The 16,576-nt window shown below is 68.3% G+C and carries 12 protein-coding genes and 1 pseudogene; 11 read left to right on the top strand and 2 right to left on the bottom strand.

Features of this window, described 5'->3' with window-relative positions; translation table 11 throughout:
• Positions 1-424 precede the first annotated feature (424 nt).
• From ACFC96_RS37355 to ACFC96_RS37335, 5 genes and pseudogenes are all read left to right on the top strand, one after another.
• Entirely contained in the window at positions 425-2,752 is a 2,328-nt protein-coding gene (locus tag ACFC96_RS37355; RefSeq protein ID WP_376616612.1) for a SpoIIE family protein phosphatase, read from the top strand.
• A gap of 120 nt (positions 2,753-2,872) precedes the next feature.
• Positions 2,873-4,837 carry a SpoIIE family protein phosphatase gene (locus ACFC96_RS37350; protein WP_376616610.1) on the top strand — a complete coding sequence of 655 codons (1,965 nt, stop codon included), beginning with the start codon at positions 2,873-2,875 and terminating at the stop codon, positions 4,835-4,837.
• A 377-nt stretch (positions 4,838-5,214) separates the two neighbouring features.
• Positions 5,215-6,189 (top strand): alpha/beta fold hydrolase, encoded by a 975-nt coding sequence (locus ACFC96_RS37345; protein ID WP_376616608.1) that lies wholly within the window; start codon positions 5,215-5,217, stop codon positions 6,187-6,189.
• A 132-nt stretch (positions 6,190-6,321) separates the two neighbouring features.
• Positions 6,322-6,945 (top strand): hypothetical protein, encoded by a 624-nt coding sequence (locus ACFC96_RS37340; RefSeq protein WP_376616606.1) that lies wholly within the window; start codon positions 6,322-6,324, stop codon positions 6,943-6,945.
• 43 nt (positions 6,946-6,988) lie between these two features.
• Positions 6,989-7,212, top strand: a pseudogene (locus ACFC96_RS37335) (transposase family protein); the annotation flags it as partial.
• A 301-nt stretch (positions 7,213-7,513) separates the two neighbouring features.
• Here ACFC96_RS37335 and ACFC96_RS37330 read toward each other — a convergent pair.
• A complete protein-coding gene (locus tag ACFC96_RS37330; protein WP_376616605.1) occupies positions 7,514-7,729 on the bottom strand; it encodes a DUF6243 family protein in 216 nt (71 codons plus the stop codon).
• Positions 7,730-8,358: 629 nt separating this feature from the next.
• On the opposite strand from ACFC96_RS37330, the gene ACFC96_RS37325 reads away from it, so the two are divergent.
• The 6 genes from ACFC96_RS37325 to ACFC96_RS37300 all read left to right on the top strand — a co-directional run bounded on the left by ACFC96_RS37325 (position 8,359) and on the right by ACFC96_RS37300 (position 16,098).
• The gene (locus ACFC96_RS37325) at positions 8,359-9,243 is read left to right on the top strand and encodes a LysR family transcriptional regulator (protein WP_376616603.1); all 885 of its coding nucleotides are present in this window, start codon (positions 8,359-8,361) and stop codon (positions 9,241-9,243) included.
• Positions 9,244-9,315: 72 nt separating this feature from the next.
• Complete coding sequence (locus ACFC96_RS37320) at positions 9,316-10,371, top strand: tartrate dehydrogenase (RefSeq protein WP_376616601.1); 1,056 nt, start codon at positions 9,316-9,318, stop codon at positions 10,369-10,371.
• Between the two features lie 192 nt (positions 10,372-10,563).
• On the top strand, positions 10,564-11,931 hold the full coding sequence (gene dctA, locus ACFC96_RS37315) for a C4-dicarboxylate transporter DctA (RefSeq protein WP_340459056.1): 1,368 nt from the start codon (positions 10,564-10,566) through the stop codon (positions 11,929-11,931).
• A 539-nt stretch (positions 11,932-12,470) separates the two neighbouring features.
• Positions 12,471-13,043 carry a helix-turn-helix domain-containing protein gene (locus tag ACFC96_RS37310; protein ID WP_376262001.1) on the top strand — a complete coding sequence of 191 codons (573 nt, stop codon included), beginning with the start codon at positions 12,471-12,473 and terminating at the stop codon, positions 13,041-13,043.
• A gap of 104 nt (positions 13,044-13,147) precedes the next feature.
• Complete coding sequence (locus ACFC96_RS37305) at positions 13,148-14,590, top strand: FAD-binding oxidoreductase (RefSeq protein WP_340459063.1); 1,443 nt, start codon at positions 13,148-13,150, stop codon at positions 14,588-14,590.
• A gap of 8 nt (positions 14,591-14,598) precedes the next feature.
• A complete protein-coding gene (locus ACFC96_RS37300) occupies positions 14,599-16,098 on the top strand; it encodes an oligopeptide:H+ symporter (RefSeq protein ID WP_340459061.1) in 1,500 nt (499 codons plus the stop codon).
• 74 nt (positions 16,099-16,172) lie between these two features.
• Here the strand turns inward: ACFC96_RS37300 and ACFC96_RS37295 are convergent, their stop codons facing one another.
• Positions 16,173-16,400, bottom strand: coding sequence for a helix-turn-helix domain-containing protein (locus ACFC96_RS37295; protein ID WP_376616689.1), 228 nt, complete (start codon positions 16,398-16,400; stop codon positions 16,173-16,175).
• Between the last annotated feature and the right edge of the window lie 176 nt (positions 16,401-16,576).

The following is a 16,576-nucleotide window of genomic DNA, read 5'->3' as shown; positions in this document are numbered from 1 at the left end:
TAGCACCTCACACGACCGCGCCGAGTCCGCGCTCCCTGAAGACCTCCGCGAGTACCTCCACCGCCAGCCCCTGCCCCGACTCGTCCCGCAGGACCGCTCCGGCACATGCGGGTAGGCATCAGTGCCCGTGGGCTATCCGTGGACAGAGGCAGCCGTCGAAGAGCAGAAGCGGCTCGGCCCTTCGGGGCTGTGGCGTCGCTGCTGGTCACAGCGTGAGCGGGAACCGATCTCGCTTGTCCCGCTCTTTGTCGTTGTTGCGCGTCGGAGCCGTGTGCGCAGGTTCGAAGCCTGCCGGGGGTACTCCCTCATCGCGACAGACCTGCGAGAGGGCCGTCAGCGCTGCTCACCACACGACCTTTGGATAGCCCAGGTGGGAGGCGGGCTGCGCCGATCGGCGTAACGATGGGTGTGGAGGTGTTTTCGAATGCCCAGCGGCGACGTGCTCGTCCTCATCGATGAGAGTGGCCGGGTGATCGAGTGGGAGCGTTCGGCTGAGGAGCTGTTCGGCTGGTCCGCCGAAGAGGCCGTCGGCCAGTCCGTGACCGCGCTCATGCGTGAGGTCGCCGCCGACGGCGAACGGCGGGGGAAAAGCTTCTCGGATGCGGCCGCGGTGCTGGTCAAGCCGGTACTTCGCGGTACTTCCGTGTTGTGGCAGATGCTCGCAGCGGGAGACAGCGTGTCGGGACAGGACGTGGCGATCTTGAAGGCTGCGTTCACTCATTCCCCAGTGGGACTGCACGTCCTCGACAATCAGCTGCGCGTGGTCCGCATGAGCACCGCTACCGGCGGACCACATGACACACCGGTGAGGCACCTACTGGGCAAGCATTTCACCGAGGCGTGTGGACTCGCAGATCCCGAGGAAGAAACCGCTGTGGCGCAAAGAGTCCTGGAGAGCGGAGAACCGGTCGTGAACCGGCTGGTCCGGCGCATCAAGGCACCGGGCCAGACCACGCACCGTACCCACTCTGTCTCCTACTTCCGCCTGGAGGACCCCGCCGGAAATGTGGTCGGACTGGTGACATCCACGCTCGACGTCACCGAGCGAGAGAACGCACAGAACCGTCTGGCCGTCCTGGACGCGGTCCGCACCCGAGTGGGGCACCGGCTGAACGTGATGGATGTCTGCCGGGAGCTGGTGGAGGCGGTAGTACCCGCCTTCGCCGGTATCGCCGACGTCTCGGTGATCGAAGATGTCGTCCGCGGAGAGGACCCGCCGCTGGTACCCGTCGAGCGGGACGTTCCACTGCGCCCAGCGGCCTTCCAGGGCCGAATCGCGGGCCACCCGCTCGGAGTCGCGCGGCCCCTGCCCACCGGCAGTCCCTTCTCGGACGTCCTGTGCGACCTTCGGCCGCGCCTCGTATCGATCGAGGAGGACAGCTCGTGGCTGGCCGCCGATCCGGCCCGAGCCGACGTCATCAGGCGGTCCGGTGCCAACTCCTTGATCGTGGCACCACTGGCGTTGCGCGGCCATGCTCTGGGCGTCGTCAGCTTCTACCGCCACCAACAGGAAGATCCCTTTGAAGAGGAGGATGTCGCGGTGGCGTCCGCCGTGTGTTCGCACGCTGCCCTCTGCATCGACAACGCCCGTCAGTACATGCGCGAGTGGATTATCGCGCGAACCGTCCAGCGCAGGCTTCTCCCCCACCAACCGACCACCCATGCCACCGTGGAGATCTCCCAAGTGCACCTTCCCGCGCCGGAGGGGGGCGGCGCGTGGTCCGACGCGATCGCGCTGCCCGGTGCGCGGACCGCACTGATCGTCGGCGACGTGGCAGGGCAAGGCATCGCTGCAGCCATCACGATGGGACTCCTGCGAACGGCCGTTCATACACTCGCCGCCCTGGACCTGCAGCCCGACGAGTTGCTGGCCCGCCTCAGCGACACCGTGGCCCGCCTCGTGGCCGCGCGCGCAACGCTGCCTCTCACGGATCCCCTGAACCGCGAGCCGCTCACCGCCGGCTGCATCCTCGCCATCTACGACCCGGTCGATCTCACGTGCACCATCGCCCGCGCCGGCCTCCCCGAGCCGGTCGCGGTCTTTCCCGACGGCACCTCGGCCACCCTGCCCATACCCCCAGGCCCCCAGCTGGCTGAACCAGGCAACGCCCCATTCCCCGCCACCACCGTCGATCTCCCCGAAGGAAGCACTCTGGCGATGGGCACGGCCACGCTCGCGGACAGCGTCCTGGCGCCATCCGGCTCACTGCGCCGGCTCCTGGATGACGCCGGTGCACGGCGCCTGTCAGACCTGTCCGACAACATCGCGGATGCGCTCACAGACGGCGACGCAACAGGCGAGGCACAGATGCTGCTCGCCCGCACCAAGGCGCTGCCTCAAGACCGGGTACTGACCCTCGCTCTGCCTGCGGACCCTGAGGCCGCTCCGATCGCCCGTGCAGCGGCCCGCCGCCAGTTGGAGGCTTGGGGCGTGAACGAGGAAACGGCGTTCACCACCGAGATCATCGTCAGCGAACTTGTCGGCAACGCGGTCCGCTACGGCGCTCCGCCCCTGCAACTACGTCTCATCCTCGAGCGGATGCTGACCTGCGAGGTCAGCGACACCGCGACCAGCTCCCCACAGGTGAAACACGCCCGCACCATCGACGAGACAGGCCGAGGGCTGTTCATCATCGCGAGCGTCGCCGACCAGTGGGGCACCCGCTACCAAGCCCAGGGGAAGACCGTCTGGGCAGAGCAACCGGTGGGAGTGTCGACGGAGCGCCGAAACGATGTCGGGCGTCCTGCATGAGCGCGGCAGGCGGGGCCCTCCATGCGCGTCCCGGATCTCGAAATCAGTAAAAGACCGGAATGCAAGAGGGAAGGAATGTTTGAGCCATCGCTAGACGATAGACAGGGAAAGGAGACGCAGATGGATACCCGGGACGAATTCCTTCGCTGGGCTACCCCATCGGCTCTTCTGACACTGGATGGCACCATCCACTCCCTCAACGCCCCGATGGCCGCGACGCTGGGCAGGTCGGCAGAGCAGTGCGTGGGTTATGACTTTCTCGACTTGCTGCCCGAAACCCAACGAGCGTCGGCCGAGAGTCTGCTGATACACGGGGCCACGACGAAGACGGTCGCGATGCGGGTCCTGGAGTTCTCCGGACCGGGCAGAGCGTCCGTGGTCAGCCTCATCGAGGCTCGGCCAGTGAAGGATCCCGCCAGTCGCGAGCGGCTGGTGTGGGTGCACTCGGTGGACGCACGAAACGACCCGGGCGGCCTGCTGGTCCCGTTCCGGCTGGCGGCCGCAGCCGCGGACCTCGGCCTGTGGATGTACGCACCCGGGAAGCAGCGGCTGGACTGGCTGGGGGGCGCACCCGCCCTGGCCTCGCTGTTCCGGCATGCCTCGACGTCCCTGTCCAGGGTGGTCCGGCGAGTTCACCCAGATGACCGGGTGGCCCTGAGACGGCTCGTGCGCTCGACCGCAGCCCAGTCCCCCTGGATCAGCCTGCGGTTCCGTACCGAGAACGATGGGTGGCACCATATCGCCTGCCAGATCCGTCGGATCCAGCTGGGTTATGGCGGCCCTGAGCAGGTCTTCGGGGTGATCCGCGACGACACCCGGCTCGAGGTGGGCCGGCAGAAGGCGCTGGCCACGCTCTGGGCCGAGCGGCAGCGTGCCGACGAGATCGCCGCCTTCTCCGCCGCCCTGATCACCGCCGCCACCGAGCAGGAACTGCAGCAGGTCGTTCTTACACGGGTCGCCGCGACCTTCGGCGGTACGGGCGCCGCGCTTACGCTCCTCGACAAGGAGACAGGGCTCCTGCACGCCTCCTCCGATGCCAAGGTCGACCCACGGCAGATCAACACCATGGAAGGCATGTCTCTCGACGAACCGCAACCGCTGACCTGTGCGATCCGAACCGGCACGCCGCGCTTCATCCCCAACCACGAGGAACTCCTACGCGATTGGCCGCAGGCAGCCAGTATTCCGTGGCTTGGCTCCTTCATCGCCCTGTCGATCGTCCCCCTCAGTCCGGTAGGCGACCAGCCGCTCGGGGCCTGGGTGGTGACCTACGCAAGCGAGCACCACTCGCCCCCGGACGAGCGGGCCCTCATGAGTACGCTGGCCGACCTGGCTGGACAGGCACTCAGACGCATCAGATTGCAGCAGGCCCGCGTCGATCTGGCCGCGGCGCTCCAGCAGAGCATGCTGCCCACGCTGCCGGAGCATCTCCCGGGCCTGGAGGTCGCCGCCCGCTACCGGCCCAGCCGAGACGGGCTCGACATCGGCGGGGACTGGTACGACGCCTTCGTGATGCCCGGCGGTGCTGTGGCCCTGGAGATTGGCGACAGCCAAGGGCACGACGTGGATGCCGCTGCCTTCATGGGACAGGTACGCACCTCCATCCGTGCGATCGCCCCACACGAACCGGAGCCGGCAACCGTGCTGACGCGCACCAACGAACTGCTTGTCACGATGAACGCGACACGCTTCGCCAGCTGCACCATGTTGTACATCGGTCCACGCGAAGGGCAGGTCACCGGCACCAGCGCAGGCCATGTGCCGTTGCTCTGTGTGAGCGAGGACGGCAGCAGTGACGTCCGCGAGCTGCCGGGCGGTCCAGTGCTGGGAGTCCTGTCAGGCACCGACTACCTTGAGGAGACCTTCACGTTGGAGGAAGGCACCGCGCTGATCATGGTCACCGACGGTGTGGTGGAAGGGCCGGGCCTGACGCTGGACGCAGGCCTGGAGCGGGCCGGAACACTGGCCGCGCAAGCCCTCCACGACGGACTCAACGCCGAGGGGATCGCTGATCGAATCCTCGACGCTGCGGTCGCGGTGGACCACCTCGACGACGTGGCCGTGCTGGTCATCAGGCGCATATGACGACGCCCTTCGCTGCGCGCACTGGATCCCACCTTCAGGTGGGGAGGGCGACGGGGTGCCGAGGAACCCGGCCGTCACGGACCTCATCAGGCATGCATGCCAGGAACGGGGCTGAGGTGCCTCGGAGTTGGCCCGTGCACGTGGCCTGGCAGAGAGCGGTGATGCGGGGCATCTGCAGCGCCGGCACGCCCGGCGGTGCATCGAGGGAGAGCGGGCTCCCGACCACTTGTGGCCCCATGTCGCACTGAAACCCGTTGCCTCCGGGGTTCACTCCCATAGCCCATTCCTGTGACCCGGATGGAGTGCATTGGCAGCGTCTACTGGTGCGGATGGGTGAACACTCAGGTGCCGTAGGTGTCACGGAAAGGGAGAAGGACATGACGGTATTCCCGGCCCCCTGCTCACGGCGCCGAATACGGCGCGCACACGTCATGGTGGCCGGGTGCGCCGTGGCCCTGTGTACGGGCGTGGCAGCACCTGCTGCCGCAGACGGTGGCACAACCGCGACCAAACCCACCATCGTGCTGGTGCACGGGGCGTTCGCGGACGCCTCCAGTTGGAACGGGGTCGTCGAACGGCTTGAACACCGTGGCTACACCGTCATCGCTCCTGCCAACCCGCTGCGCGGGCTGTACAGCGACTCCGCCTACATCGCCTCCGTGCTGGACAGCATCAAGGGCCCGATCGTGCTGGCAGGTCACTCGTACGGCGGCTCATTGATCAGCACGGCCGCCGCGGGCAACCCCCAGGTGAAGTCCCTGGTGTACATATCGGCGCTGATGCCCGACGTGGGCGAGAGCGGAATGACCCTGGGTGCCAAGTTCCCCAGCGAACTCGGCACCGCCACGAAGTCCGTTCCCTACCGGGCCGGCAGCGTCAGCGGGACAGACCTGTACCTCAAGCCCGACAGGCTCCGTCCGGTCTTCGCCGCCGACCTCCCGGAAAGCACCACCAGGGTCATGGCGGCCACTCAACGACCCGCGGCAACGACCGCGTTCTCGGAGACGGCCAAGGTAGCCGCCTGGAAGCACATCCCGTCGTGGTTCCTCGTCGCGAAACAGGACAAGACCATCAACCCCGACCAGGAACGCTTCGAGGCCAAGCGCGCGGGTTCACACATGGTGGAGATCAACTCCTCCCACGTGGCCATGATCAGCCACCCGGATGCGGTCACCGACCTCGTCCTCCAAGCCGCCACGGCGGCCGATTCCGCCCGGCCTGCGCTGGCCGCCACCGGAACCACTCATGGCGCCCGGGCCGAGACCGCACTCACCAGCATCGCCGTCGGCTCGTTGATCGCGGGCGCAGGAGCCATCCTCCTGGGCCGGCGACTGAGGTACTCCGCGCCCTGACGGCGCTCGGGGGCGGCGTTCCTTCCAGTGCCAGCGGCGACCGTAAAAACGTACGGGCTGTCCCGTAACAGGGTGGCACCCCGTACCTATCCCGGACCGGGCCATGTCAGTGCCTGGTGACAGAATCCGGGAGTGCTGATCAAGGGATACGACGACGGCCCGCTGGTGGCGGGTGAATCAGTGCTGGCCCGCCTGGGCTTCTGGTCGAACTACCTTCTCGTGCTGTGCAGTGACGGGTCATGTGGCGAGCCGCCGTCTCCGGAGTGCTTCGGCGATGACGGCGCCGATGCCGATGCCACGTCCGAGGTCCTCTTCGACCCCGAACGCTGGCCTGCGTTCCGGGTGCCGGCCGAGGATGGTCCCGGAGCTGTGGTGATCTACCGCAACCTGGTTGGCGACTACGGCACCGACTACCTCCTGACCCATCCAGGCAGGAGCTACGCCCAGCAGATCGCCAGCTGGGAAGGAGACTTTTCGGGGGCTGGCCTGACATGGCACGAACTGGTCCGCATCGCTGACAACCCTTCCGCGACGGCCGAAGGCGTCCAGGGCGCAGCCGCCCGCCTCTTGCTGCTCCTGCCACTTCTGACAGACCCGGACCTGCCAGCGGCGGTCCCAGCAAGGCTCACCACTGCCCTGACCGCGATCGGCGCGCCGCAAGACACGGCCTCCACCACAGCAGAGCACCTGCTTGCCCACCTAGAGAGAAGATCCCGGCATGATCCGACGTGGGAGTCACCTCTGAGCGGCAGCTAAACGGCAGGTCAGTCCTCACGTCACTCCATGGAATGATCTTGGCGTGATCACGGCGTCGGAGCTGTCCTGGACAGGTCCGTTCACCGGACTGAGCCCGCGCTGATTCGGCAAGTTGGTAACCGCGGTACGGCGCGAACATGCGGCCGATGCATACCGAGGGCGGCCGTGGAGCCTGTCTTTGGAGGACCGGGTGCGGCTGGTCGCGGCTTACTGGCGCACGAACTTGACGATGCGACAGCTGGCCCCGTGTTCGGGATCTCGAAGTCATTGTGATGCCCCAAAGGCGCCGCAATAGCGAGGAGTTGCCCATCAGCAGCCGGCCTCGCCCGCACCGGTTCGAAGATCAGTTACTGAGCACGCCATAGCTGCGGTGTCGCCCGGGCCGGCCACGGGGAACACGCTAGTGGTGACGCTCCTGGTGCAGCTCGAGGGTGGTGGCGGTGACGGGGCTGCTGAATCTGCGGCTGCCCGGGGTGGTCGGCTGAGGGGTGATCGGTACCGACCGCGCCCGGTACCGCAGCAGAGCCCGGACCGCGGGTCGCGGTCCGGGCTCTGCTGCGGCGGTGCGTCAGCTCTGCGCGGTGTCGTCGCCCGCCTGCCCGGAGCCGTCAGCTGCGCCTGCCTTCTCGCGCATCTTGCGCACCAGCTCCGCCTTCTGCTCGGCTGCACCCTGGCGGTCGAGGTTGCGGTGTGGACCGTTGTTCTGCCGTTCGGTGCGGGACAGCTTCTTGCGCTGGCCACCGCCCATGCCCACGGGGTTGTTGATGTTTTTGCTCACGGTCACGGGTTCTCCCGGTAATGGTGTGAAGTGATCTACGGATTCATCGGTGAGGGACGGCGGCGACGTCGAAGGACGTCAGCAGGGGCCCATCACGCTCACTCGTAAATCGGCGCCTGGAAGAACATGACAAAGACGTTACCCGGTTCCGCCGGCCCCGCACACCAACCTTTTCGCCGCCCCCGGCGTCGGCCGGGCCTTCGGCGGGCGCCCGGGGCCAGCCGTTTTCCTTCCGGGATTCTCAGCACAGCCGGCACCCGCCGGTGGTCGCCGCCCGCCCGGGGCAGGTCCAGATCGGCGAGTCCGCCTTGCGCCCAGAAGACTGGTGCGGTGTCTCAGGTCACATCTATCTTCCGGCCATGGGCACAGACACCGGCCCCGCCATCGAAAAAGAGATTGTTGAGCTCGTTTCGCTCGCGCTACAGCAGCTGAGCCGGAAAACGGGGCTACCAGCTCGCGCTCGGCGTCGCGACGGGGGTCCACCGCGCAGAGTTCCGCCGCGGCGAGGCGACCCGGCAGCTGGGTCTGGGCCACCGTGACTCATCCCTGACAGCCGACACACGCACCACCGCCGGCCCGCCATCGGGTGAGCAGCCGGGGCGAGGCGCTCTTGAGGGCTGTGGAGGATGGTGGTCATGGATATCCGGCAGCTTGAGTACTTCCTTGCGATTGTGGACCACGAGGGCTTCAACCGGGCGGCGTCAGCCCTGTACCTGTCTCAGCCTTCGCTGTCCCAGGCAGTTCAGGCTCTGGAACGGGATTTGGGCAGCACTCTGTTCCATCGGATCGGCCGCCGGGCTGTTCTCACCGAGGCGGGAAGAGCGTTGATCGAACCAGCCCGGGCGGCTGTGCGGAGCCTTGAGACGGCTCGCGCCAGCGTCGCGGCCGTGCATGAACTGCGCCAGGGGCGACTGGACATCGCCGCGATGCCGTCTCAGGCCGTGGAGCCTCTGACCACGATGATCCGTGCGTTCGGTGGCCGGTATCCCGGGGTGTCGGTGAACATCCGGGCCGCCTTCACCGCGCGCGATGTCGTGGACATGGTGCGCACCGGCGCCGCCGAGCTGGGGCTCCTTGCGACGTCGGGGCCGCTCACCAACAAGGACGTGATCGCGCATGCTGCCGGGGAACAGCGTTTCGTGCTGCTCACCCCTCCCGACGGGCCGTTCCCGGCGGGGCGGCCGGTCGCCTGCGAGAAACTGGCCGGCCGGCGGCTGATCGTCGGCCAGCGAGGCACCGGGATGCGCGCCTACGTCGACGGACTGCGCGAGAGCGGCATCGCGTTCGCCATCGCGGCGGAGACCGAACACCGGGTGGCCATTCTTCCGCTGGTCCTCGCGGGGCTCGGCTTGGCGGTGGTCACCGAGTCCTGGCGCACGACGGCCGAGCAAGCGGGCGCACTGGTGATGGACATCGAGCCGAAGACGACGCTGCAGATCGCGCTGATCAGCCGTCGGGCGGAGCAGTCCCCAGCCGCCAGCGCCTTCCTGACCTGCGCACTTGCCGCCATCCAGCACTGATAGGACGGGCTTATAAGGCAGATCGGCAGAGCGTCTTGGACGACCCCGTGGCCTGATTGCTGCAATCGGCACATGACCGACCACCACATCGCACTCATCCCCGGCGACGGCATCGGAGCCGAGGTCCTGCCGCCCGCCCAGCAGGTCCTCGACGCCGTCGGCGCCCGCCACGGCTTCGGCTTCACCTACACCTCCTACGACTGGTCGTGCGAGCGGTACGTCCGCGAGGGCGCGATGATGCCCGAGGACGGCCTCGACCAGCTGCGCGACAAGGACGCGATCCTGCTCGGCGCGGTCGGCTACCCGGGCGTGCCGGACCACGTCTCGCTGTGGGGACTGCTGATCCCGATCCGCCGCAGCTTCCGCCAGTACGTCAACCTGCGGCCGATCCGCGTCTTCGAGGGGGTCGACAGCCCTCTACGCGCCGCCGCAGCCGGTGAGGTGGACTTCGTCGTCGTACGCGAGAACGTCGAGGGCGAGTACAGCGAGATCGGCGGCCGGCTGAACCGGGGCTTCCCCGAGGAAATGGCCGTGCAGGAGTCGGTGTTCACTCGTGCCGGGGTGACCCGCGTCCTCGACTACGCCTTCGAACTGGCCGCGCAGCGCGGCAGGAAGCTCACCTCGGCCACAAAGTCCAACGGCATCGTGCACACGCTGCCGTTCTGGGACGAGCTGGTCGCCGAGCGCGGGGCCGCCCACCCACAGGTGGCCTGGGACCAGGAGCACATCGACGCGCTGGCCGCGAAGTTCGTCCTCGACCCGGCCCGCTTCGATGTGGTCGTCGCGTCCAACCTCTTCGGCGACATCCTCAGTGACCTGGCCGCTGCCGTGGCGGGCTCCATCGGCATCGCACCGGCCGCCAACCTCAACCCGGAGCGCGAGTTCCCCTCGATGTTCGAGCCGGTCCACGGCTCGGCGCCGGACATCGCCGGTCGCGGCGTCGCCAACCCGCTCGGCGCGATCTGGTCGGCCGCCATGATGCTCGACCACCTCGGCCACCCCAAGGCGGCCAAGGAGATCACCGAAGCCATCGCCGCGGTGCTCGCCAAGACCGACGTCCGCACGCCCGACCTCGGCGGCAATGCCACGACCACCGAGTTCACCAAGAAGCTCCTCGAACTTCTCTGACCGGTACCCACAGGGCCGAGGGCGGCACGCACAACCCCGCCCCGGCCCGCGAGCCGCAATCCCACATCCCGCGCCGAACTCAGGGCACCCGCATCTGTCCGCTACCGAGCCGCGCTCTCCCCACCGGTCTCCGCGCCCAAAAGGCCGCCCGCGTCCCGGCTGCGTCCACGTTCCTCGACGAGGAGAAACGCCATGGCAGCAACCGCGTCCCCCGCCTCCCGCTCGCCTCGTGTCACACCGCCGTCCAAGCCCTGGTACAAGCAGCTGTACTTCTGGGTCCTGACCGCGATCGTCTGCGGCATCCTCACCGGCTGGCTCTGGCCGAGCGTCGGCGTGGCTCTGGAGCCGGTCGGCACCACCTTCGTGTCCGCCATCAAGATGCTCATCACGCCGATCGTCTTCCTGACCATCGTGGCCGGCATCGGCGGGGTCGAGAGCCTGCGCCGTGTCGGCAGGGTCGGCCTCAAATCCCTGCTCTACTTCCAGGCCGGCACCCTGGCCGCCCTGGCCGTCGGCCTGATCGCTGTCAATGTCTTCCAGCCGGGCGCCGGAGTCCACGCCCACCCCGGCGACATACATCTGTCAGGCGACGCCGCCCAATACGTCAAGGACGGCGAGGGCCAGAGCTGGTGGCACTTCCTCACCGACATCGTGCCCTCCAGCGCGGTGGGCGCCTTCGCCGAAGGCAACATCCTTCAGGTCATCTTCTTCGCGGTGTTGTTCGGTATCGCCCTCAAAGCCGTGGGACCCCTCGGAGTCCCGATCGTCGACGGCATCAACCGGCTGAGCGCCGTGGTGTTCAAGATCCTTCACTACATCATGCTGGCCGCACCCGTCGGCGCCTTCGGCGCCATGTCCTTCACCATCGGCAAGTACGGCATCTCCACACTCACCAGCCTCGGCCAGCTCATCGGGCTGTTCTACGGAACCTCGGTGTTCTTCGTCGTCGTGGTCCTCGGCAGCGTCCTGGCCCTGCTCAGGATCAACATCTTCCGGCTGCTGCGCTACCTGCGCGAGGAGTTCCTCATCGTCCTGGGCACCTCCTCCTCCGAGAGCGTGCTGCCGCGCCTGATGGCCAAGCTCGAAGGACTCGGAGTACGGCGCGACGTGGTCGGCCTGACCGTGCCGACCGGCTACTCGTTCAACCTCGACGGCAGCTCCATCTACTTGTCTCTGGCCGCCGTCTACATCGCCCAGGCCACCGACACACCCCTGGGCCTCGGCCAGCAACTCGGCCTGCTCGCCGTCATGATCCTCACCTCCAAGGGCTCCGGAGGCATCACCGGCGCCGGGTTCATCGCCCTGGCCGCCACCCTCTCCACCGTCGGCACCGTGCCCGCCGCCGGCATCATGCTGATCTTCGGCGTCGACAAATTCATGTCCGAGTGCCGCGCCCTGACCAACCTCGCCGGGAACAGCGTCGCCACCCTCGTCGTCGCCCGCTGGGAACACGTCCTCGACACCGCACGCGTCAACCGCGTCCTGCACACAGGAACCCCAGAGCCCGCCGTGCCCCAACCACACGACACCGAGACGGAACCGGCACTGGCCAAGGCATGACCCCGAGGCATCCCCAACGCCTCACCTCCACGTCCCGGGCCGCATCCAGTCGCGCCGGCGGTCCGGGCGAGCCGTACGCCCATGCGTACACACAGTGGTGGGGGGGGGGCGGGGCGGGCGGCGCGGGCGCCCCGCCCCCCCAACTGGGCGCGCCCGGAGACCCCCGGCGCACCGCCCCCCCCCGGCCCCCAGCCCGCCCCCCGGGCGGCCGGGGCCCGCCGCCCGCCCCTCCTGACCACCCTGGGGGGGCCGGCCGGGGCGCCCCCGGCCGGCCCCACCACACCAAGTTCGTGGGACAGCCTCTCGCCATGCTTGGCACCTGCCGGCACGTACTTGACCGTCTGCTGAACTCAGCGGAACTCCTCGGCGGGGACAAGGAGTCGGCAATCTGACGCCCGAACAGGAGCAGGGGTGGCGTCCGCCACGCTGGTGTCATCCGATGTGTGCTGAGTGGATCGCCCCGTCACACTCATCTAAGAAAAGTTTGATGACGGCCAAGACCATTGTGATGGTGCCGAAGTCTTGTTAACTTCACGCCCATGCCCAACGATCAGTCCGGCCCTGCCGCCGGTATAGGGGCACGGCTGCGCCGCCGCAGACGGGCCCTCCATCTGACACTCAAAGCCGTGGCGGAGCAGGCCGGGCTCACCGAGGGGTATCTCTCCCAGGTCGAGCGCGATCAGGTCAACGCCAGCGTGCGCACGCTGCAACGACTGTGTGACGTACTGAAGTTGAGCGTCGGCGACCTCTTTGAGCAGGGCGGATCGGCCGCGAGCCCGGTGCTGCGGTTCCGTGACGCGCACGGCATGTCGTTCGGCGACGGCGCCACGAAGATCAAGCTGACCCCCGGCTCCTTCGACCACCTCGAAGTGCTCCTCGGTCACTTCGCCCCGGGCGGCTCCACCGGTGTGGAGCCGTACACGCACGGCAGCTCCGAGGAGATCCTTCTCGTGCTGTCCGGCGAGGTGGAGGTGTGGGTCCGCGACCAGCACCACCGGCTCCGTGCCCTCGACTCGGTCCATTACCTCAGCAGTGATCCGCACCGCGTCGTCGAGACGACGGGCGTGGACGAGGCCAGGGTCCTGTGGGCGATGGCGCCCCCCACCTACTGAGCCCTCACCTGCCGAGTCCCACCCTCTAGAGCACCGCCGCCTTCTGATTCCCGTCATCGAGTCCCGGACGCCCCATTCTCCCTGCGTCCAGCTGGAGTTGTCGCATGACCGTGTACCGCAACGGTGAGATATCGCATTGGATACAGGCGTTCCGGCGCGCGGACGAGCCCTCGGGCCCGCCCGCGCGCCGGGACGCCGCACTGCCCGACGAGGAGCAGGACCTCGTGGTCGTCGGCGGTGGTCTGACCGGCCTCTGGGCTGCGTACCACGCGATCCTTCAGCAGCCGACGGCGAAGATCACCGTGATCGAGGCCGAGGAGGTCGGCTACGGGGCCTCGGGGCGCAACGGCGGCTGGCTCTCCCCGCTCATCCCCGGCAACCGTGCCGTGTACGCCAAGAGCGCGCGCCGGCGCGGGCAGGACGGTGCCGTCGCGATCGCCGCGTTCCAGCGGGAGATGGACGGGGCTGTCGATGACACGCTGAGCATCCTCGACAGGGAAGGCATCCAGGCCGATCAGCGGCGCGGCGGGCATCTGCGGGTGGCCACAACTCCCGCTGCCCTGAAGCGGCTTGAGGGAACCTACGCCGCGGATCTCGCCGCCGGATACCGGGCCGAGGACCTCGAACTCCTCGACGCCGAGGCCGTCAAGCGGCGCATCGCCATCGGGCCCGCGCTCGGCGGCCTCCTCACCCGTACCACCGCCCGCGTCGACCCCGCCAAACTGGTCCACGGCCTCGCGGCGGTCGTCGAGGCCAAGGGCGTCCGGATCTGCGAGAACACGCGAGCCTCGCGCATCGCGGCGGGTGCCGTCGCCACCTCGCGCGGCACAGTGCGCGCCAAGACCGTGCTGAGCTGCCTGGAGGCGTACTCCGGCCAGGTCGAGGGCGATGCCCCCGGGCTCGGCAGGCGGGACGTGATTCCCGTCAACTCCTCGATGATCGTGACCAGTCAGCTGTCCTCCGAGGCGTGGGAGCGCATTGGCTGGCAGGAGCGCGAGTGCCTGGGCGACGCCGCCCACACCTTCGTCTACGCCCAGCGCACCGCCGACGACCGCATCGCCATCGGCGGCCGCGGCACGCCGTACGCCTTCAACTCCGGCACCCCGGGAACCGGCGCCGTCGACGCCCGCACCGTGCGCACTCTCACGGAGCGGCTCCAGCTCTTCTTCCCCGACGTGCAGTTCACGGTCGAGCACGCCTGGCGGGGCGCCATCGGTGTCACCCGTGACTGGTGCGCCGGCGTCTACTTCGACCCCGCCACCCGCGTCGGTATCGTCCGCGGCTTCGCCGGGCACGGCGTGACCGCGACGCAGCTCGCCGCCCGCACACTGCTCGACCGGGTGGCGGGCCGGGACACCGAGCTGACCCGGCTGCCGTGGAACGACCACGACTCGGGACGCTGGGAGCCCGAACCCCTGCGCTGGATCGGCGTCCACGGCATGTACCGGCTGTTCGGTGTCGCCGACCGCTGGGAGGAGAGCCGGCACTCGCAGAACACCTCGCTCATCGCCCGTTTCGGCTCCCGACTGGCAGGACTCAGCGAATGAGAAACCCCATGACACCGACCGAGACACCGGCATCGCAGAAGCTGTCCGGGACACCCGCCACGACAGCGCCCGCGAGAGACGTCCGGCGCGGCCTGTGGAGCATGGCCTTCACGGAACTGTGGGAGCGCTATTCGTTCTACGGACTCCAAGGCATCCTCTCGTTCTATCTGCTGTACGCGATCGGACAGGGCGGCCTCGCCCTCGATCCGGCCGTCGCCTCCGGCATCGTCGGCGGGTACGGCGGCGCGGTCTATCTGTCCCAGATCCTCGGCGCCTGGCTCGGTGACCGGCTCGTCAGCCCGCAGAAGATGGTCCTGTACGGGGCCGTCGTCATCACCGCGGGGCATGTCGTGCTCGCCTTCGCGCCCGGCCTCTCGGGCCTCGGCGTCGGCCTTGTCCTCATCGTCCTCGGCACCGGAGCGCTCAAGACGAACATCACGTCGATCGTCGGCTTCGTTCTCGACCAGCACGTCCACGACCGCTATCGCGACGCCGGATTCTCGTACTTCTACATGGCGATAAACATCGGCGCGGTGGTCGGCCCGCTCACCACCGGGCTCGCCCAGAACGAGCTCGGTTTCCACTTCGGGTTCGGGCTCGCGGCCATCGGCATGGCCGGGGCGCTCATCCAGTACGTCGCGTCGATGAACCGGCTCCCGGAGCGCGCCAAGATCGTCAACAATCCACTGTCGACGGGGCGTCGGCCGCTGGTAGCCGCTCTCGTCCTCGTCTGCGTCGCGGTCGTGGGCGGCGCCGTCGCCACCGGACTGCTCCGGGCGGGGAACCTGTCCACGGTGGTCACGATCACCGCGCTGGTGGCCGCGGCCGCGTACTTCCTGACGATGACGACATCGTCGGCGGTCACCCGCGACGAGCGCCGGCGCATCCTCGGCTATCTGCCGCTCTTCCTCGCCTCAGGTGTCTACTTCGGTTTCCTATTCCAGAAGTTCACGGCCATCTCCATCCTGATCACCGAGCGGATCGATCTGCACATCGGAGGCTGGAAGTTCCCGGTCGCCTGGATCACCACCGTCAGCCCCCTGGCGGCAGTCCTCATCACGCCGCTTGTCGCCCGGGTGTGGAAGCGCCTCGGGGAGCGCCAGCCGGGCCCCCTGACCAAAGTCGCCATCGGACTGACCCAGATCGGCTGCGCGTATCTCTTCCTGCTGATCATCTCCGAGGCCACCGGCGACGCGGTGATCCCGCTGTTTCTCATCCTGCTGTTCATGATGGCCGCCGGTTCTTCGGAGGTGTTCATCGGGCCGATCGGCCTGTCGCTGGCCACCCGGATCGGGCCGGAGAAGTTCCGCTCGCAGATGGTCGGCCTGAACTTCCTCACGCTGGCGCTGGGTTCGTCGCTCGCGGGGCTCCTCGGCCAGCTGTTCACCGCGATCGACAACGCCTCGTACTTCACCGTCACCGCCGTGTGCGGCATCGGCATCGGTCTGGTCCTGTTCGCCGTACGCAAGCCGGTGGGGCGGCTGCTGGAATCGGGGCTCGGAAGCTGACCCGAGCCGGTCCGCGTGTCGCCCCTGGCGCAGTTCATGCGCGGCCGCGACGCCGGCGCGAGCCGTCTCAAGCCTCAGCGGGCCCCAGTAGCACTGGCACCAGTGCTGCGTCGCCCGACCTCGGATGTGACGGCCGTCAGCTCGTGGAAGCGGGCAAAGCGGGACTGGACTGTGTTGCGGTGGCGGCAGAGAGCATCGGCCGTCTCTGCCATCGATCCGCTGCCTGTCAGCTGGGTGCGGACCGTCTCCCGGAGGCGGTCCGCCTCGCTGCGTGAGACGCCTGCAACGTCGAGGCCGCCCAGCCGGCGGTGGATGTCACGGTGCTGTGTCCGCGGCAGGCGCAGGAGTGCGCCGCTCCCGCGAGATGGTCAAACGCTCAGACCGCCGACGAGGGCGCGGTAGACGCGCTTCCTGCTGCCCCCTTGCACACGGACTACAGCGAACCACTTCAACGGGACGGCCCCTCGCTTCCAACGGG

The sequence above is a fragment of the Streptomyces sp. NPDC055955 genome (assembly GCF_042270245.1).
Taxonomy (GTDB): Bacteria; Actinomycetota; Actinomycetes; order Streptomycetales; family Streptomycetaceae; genus Streptomyces.
This window is presented reverse-complemented; position numbering and strand designations above follow the sequence as displayed.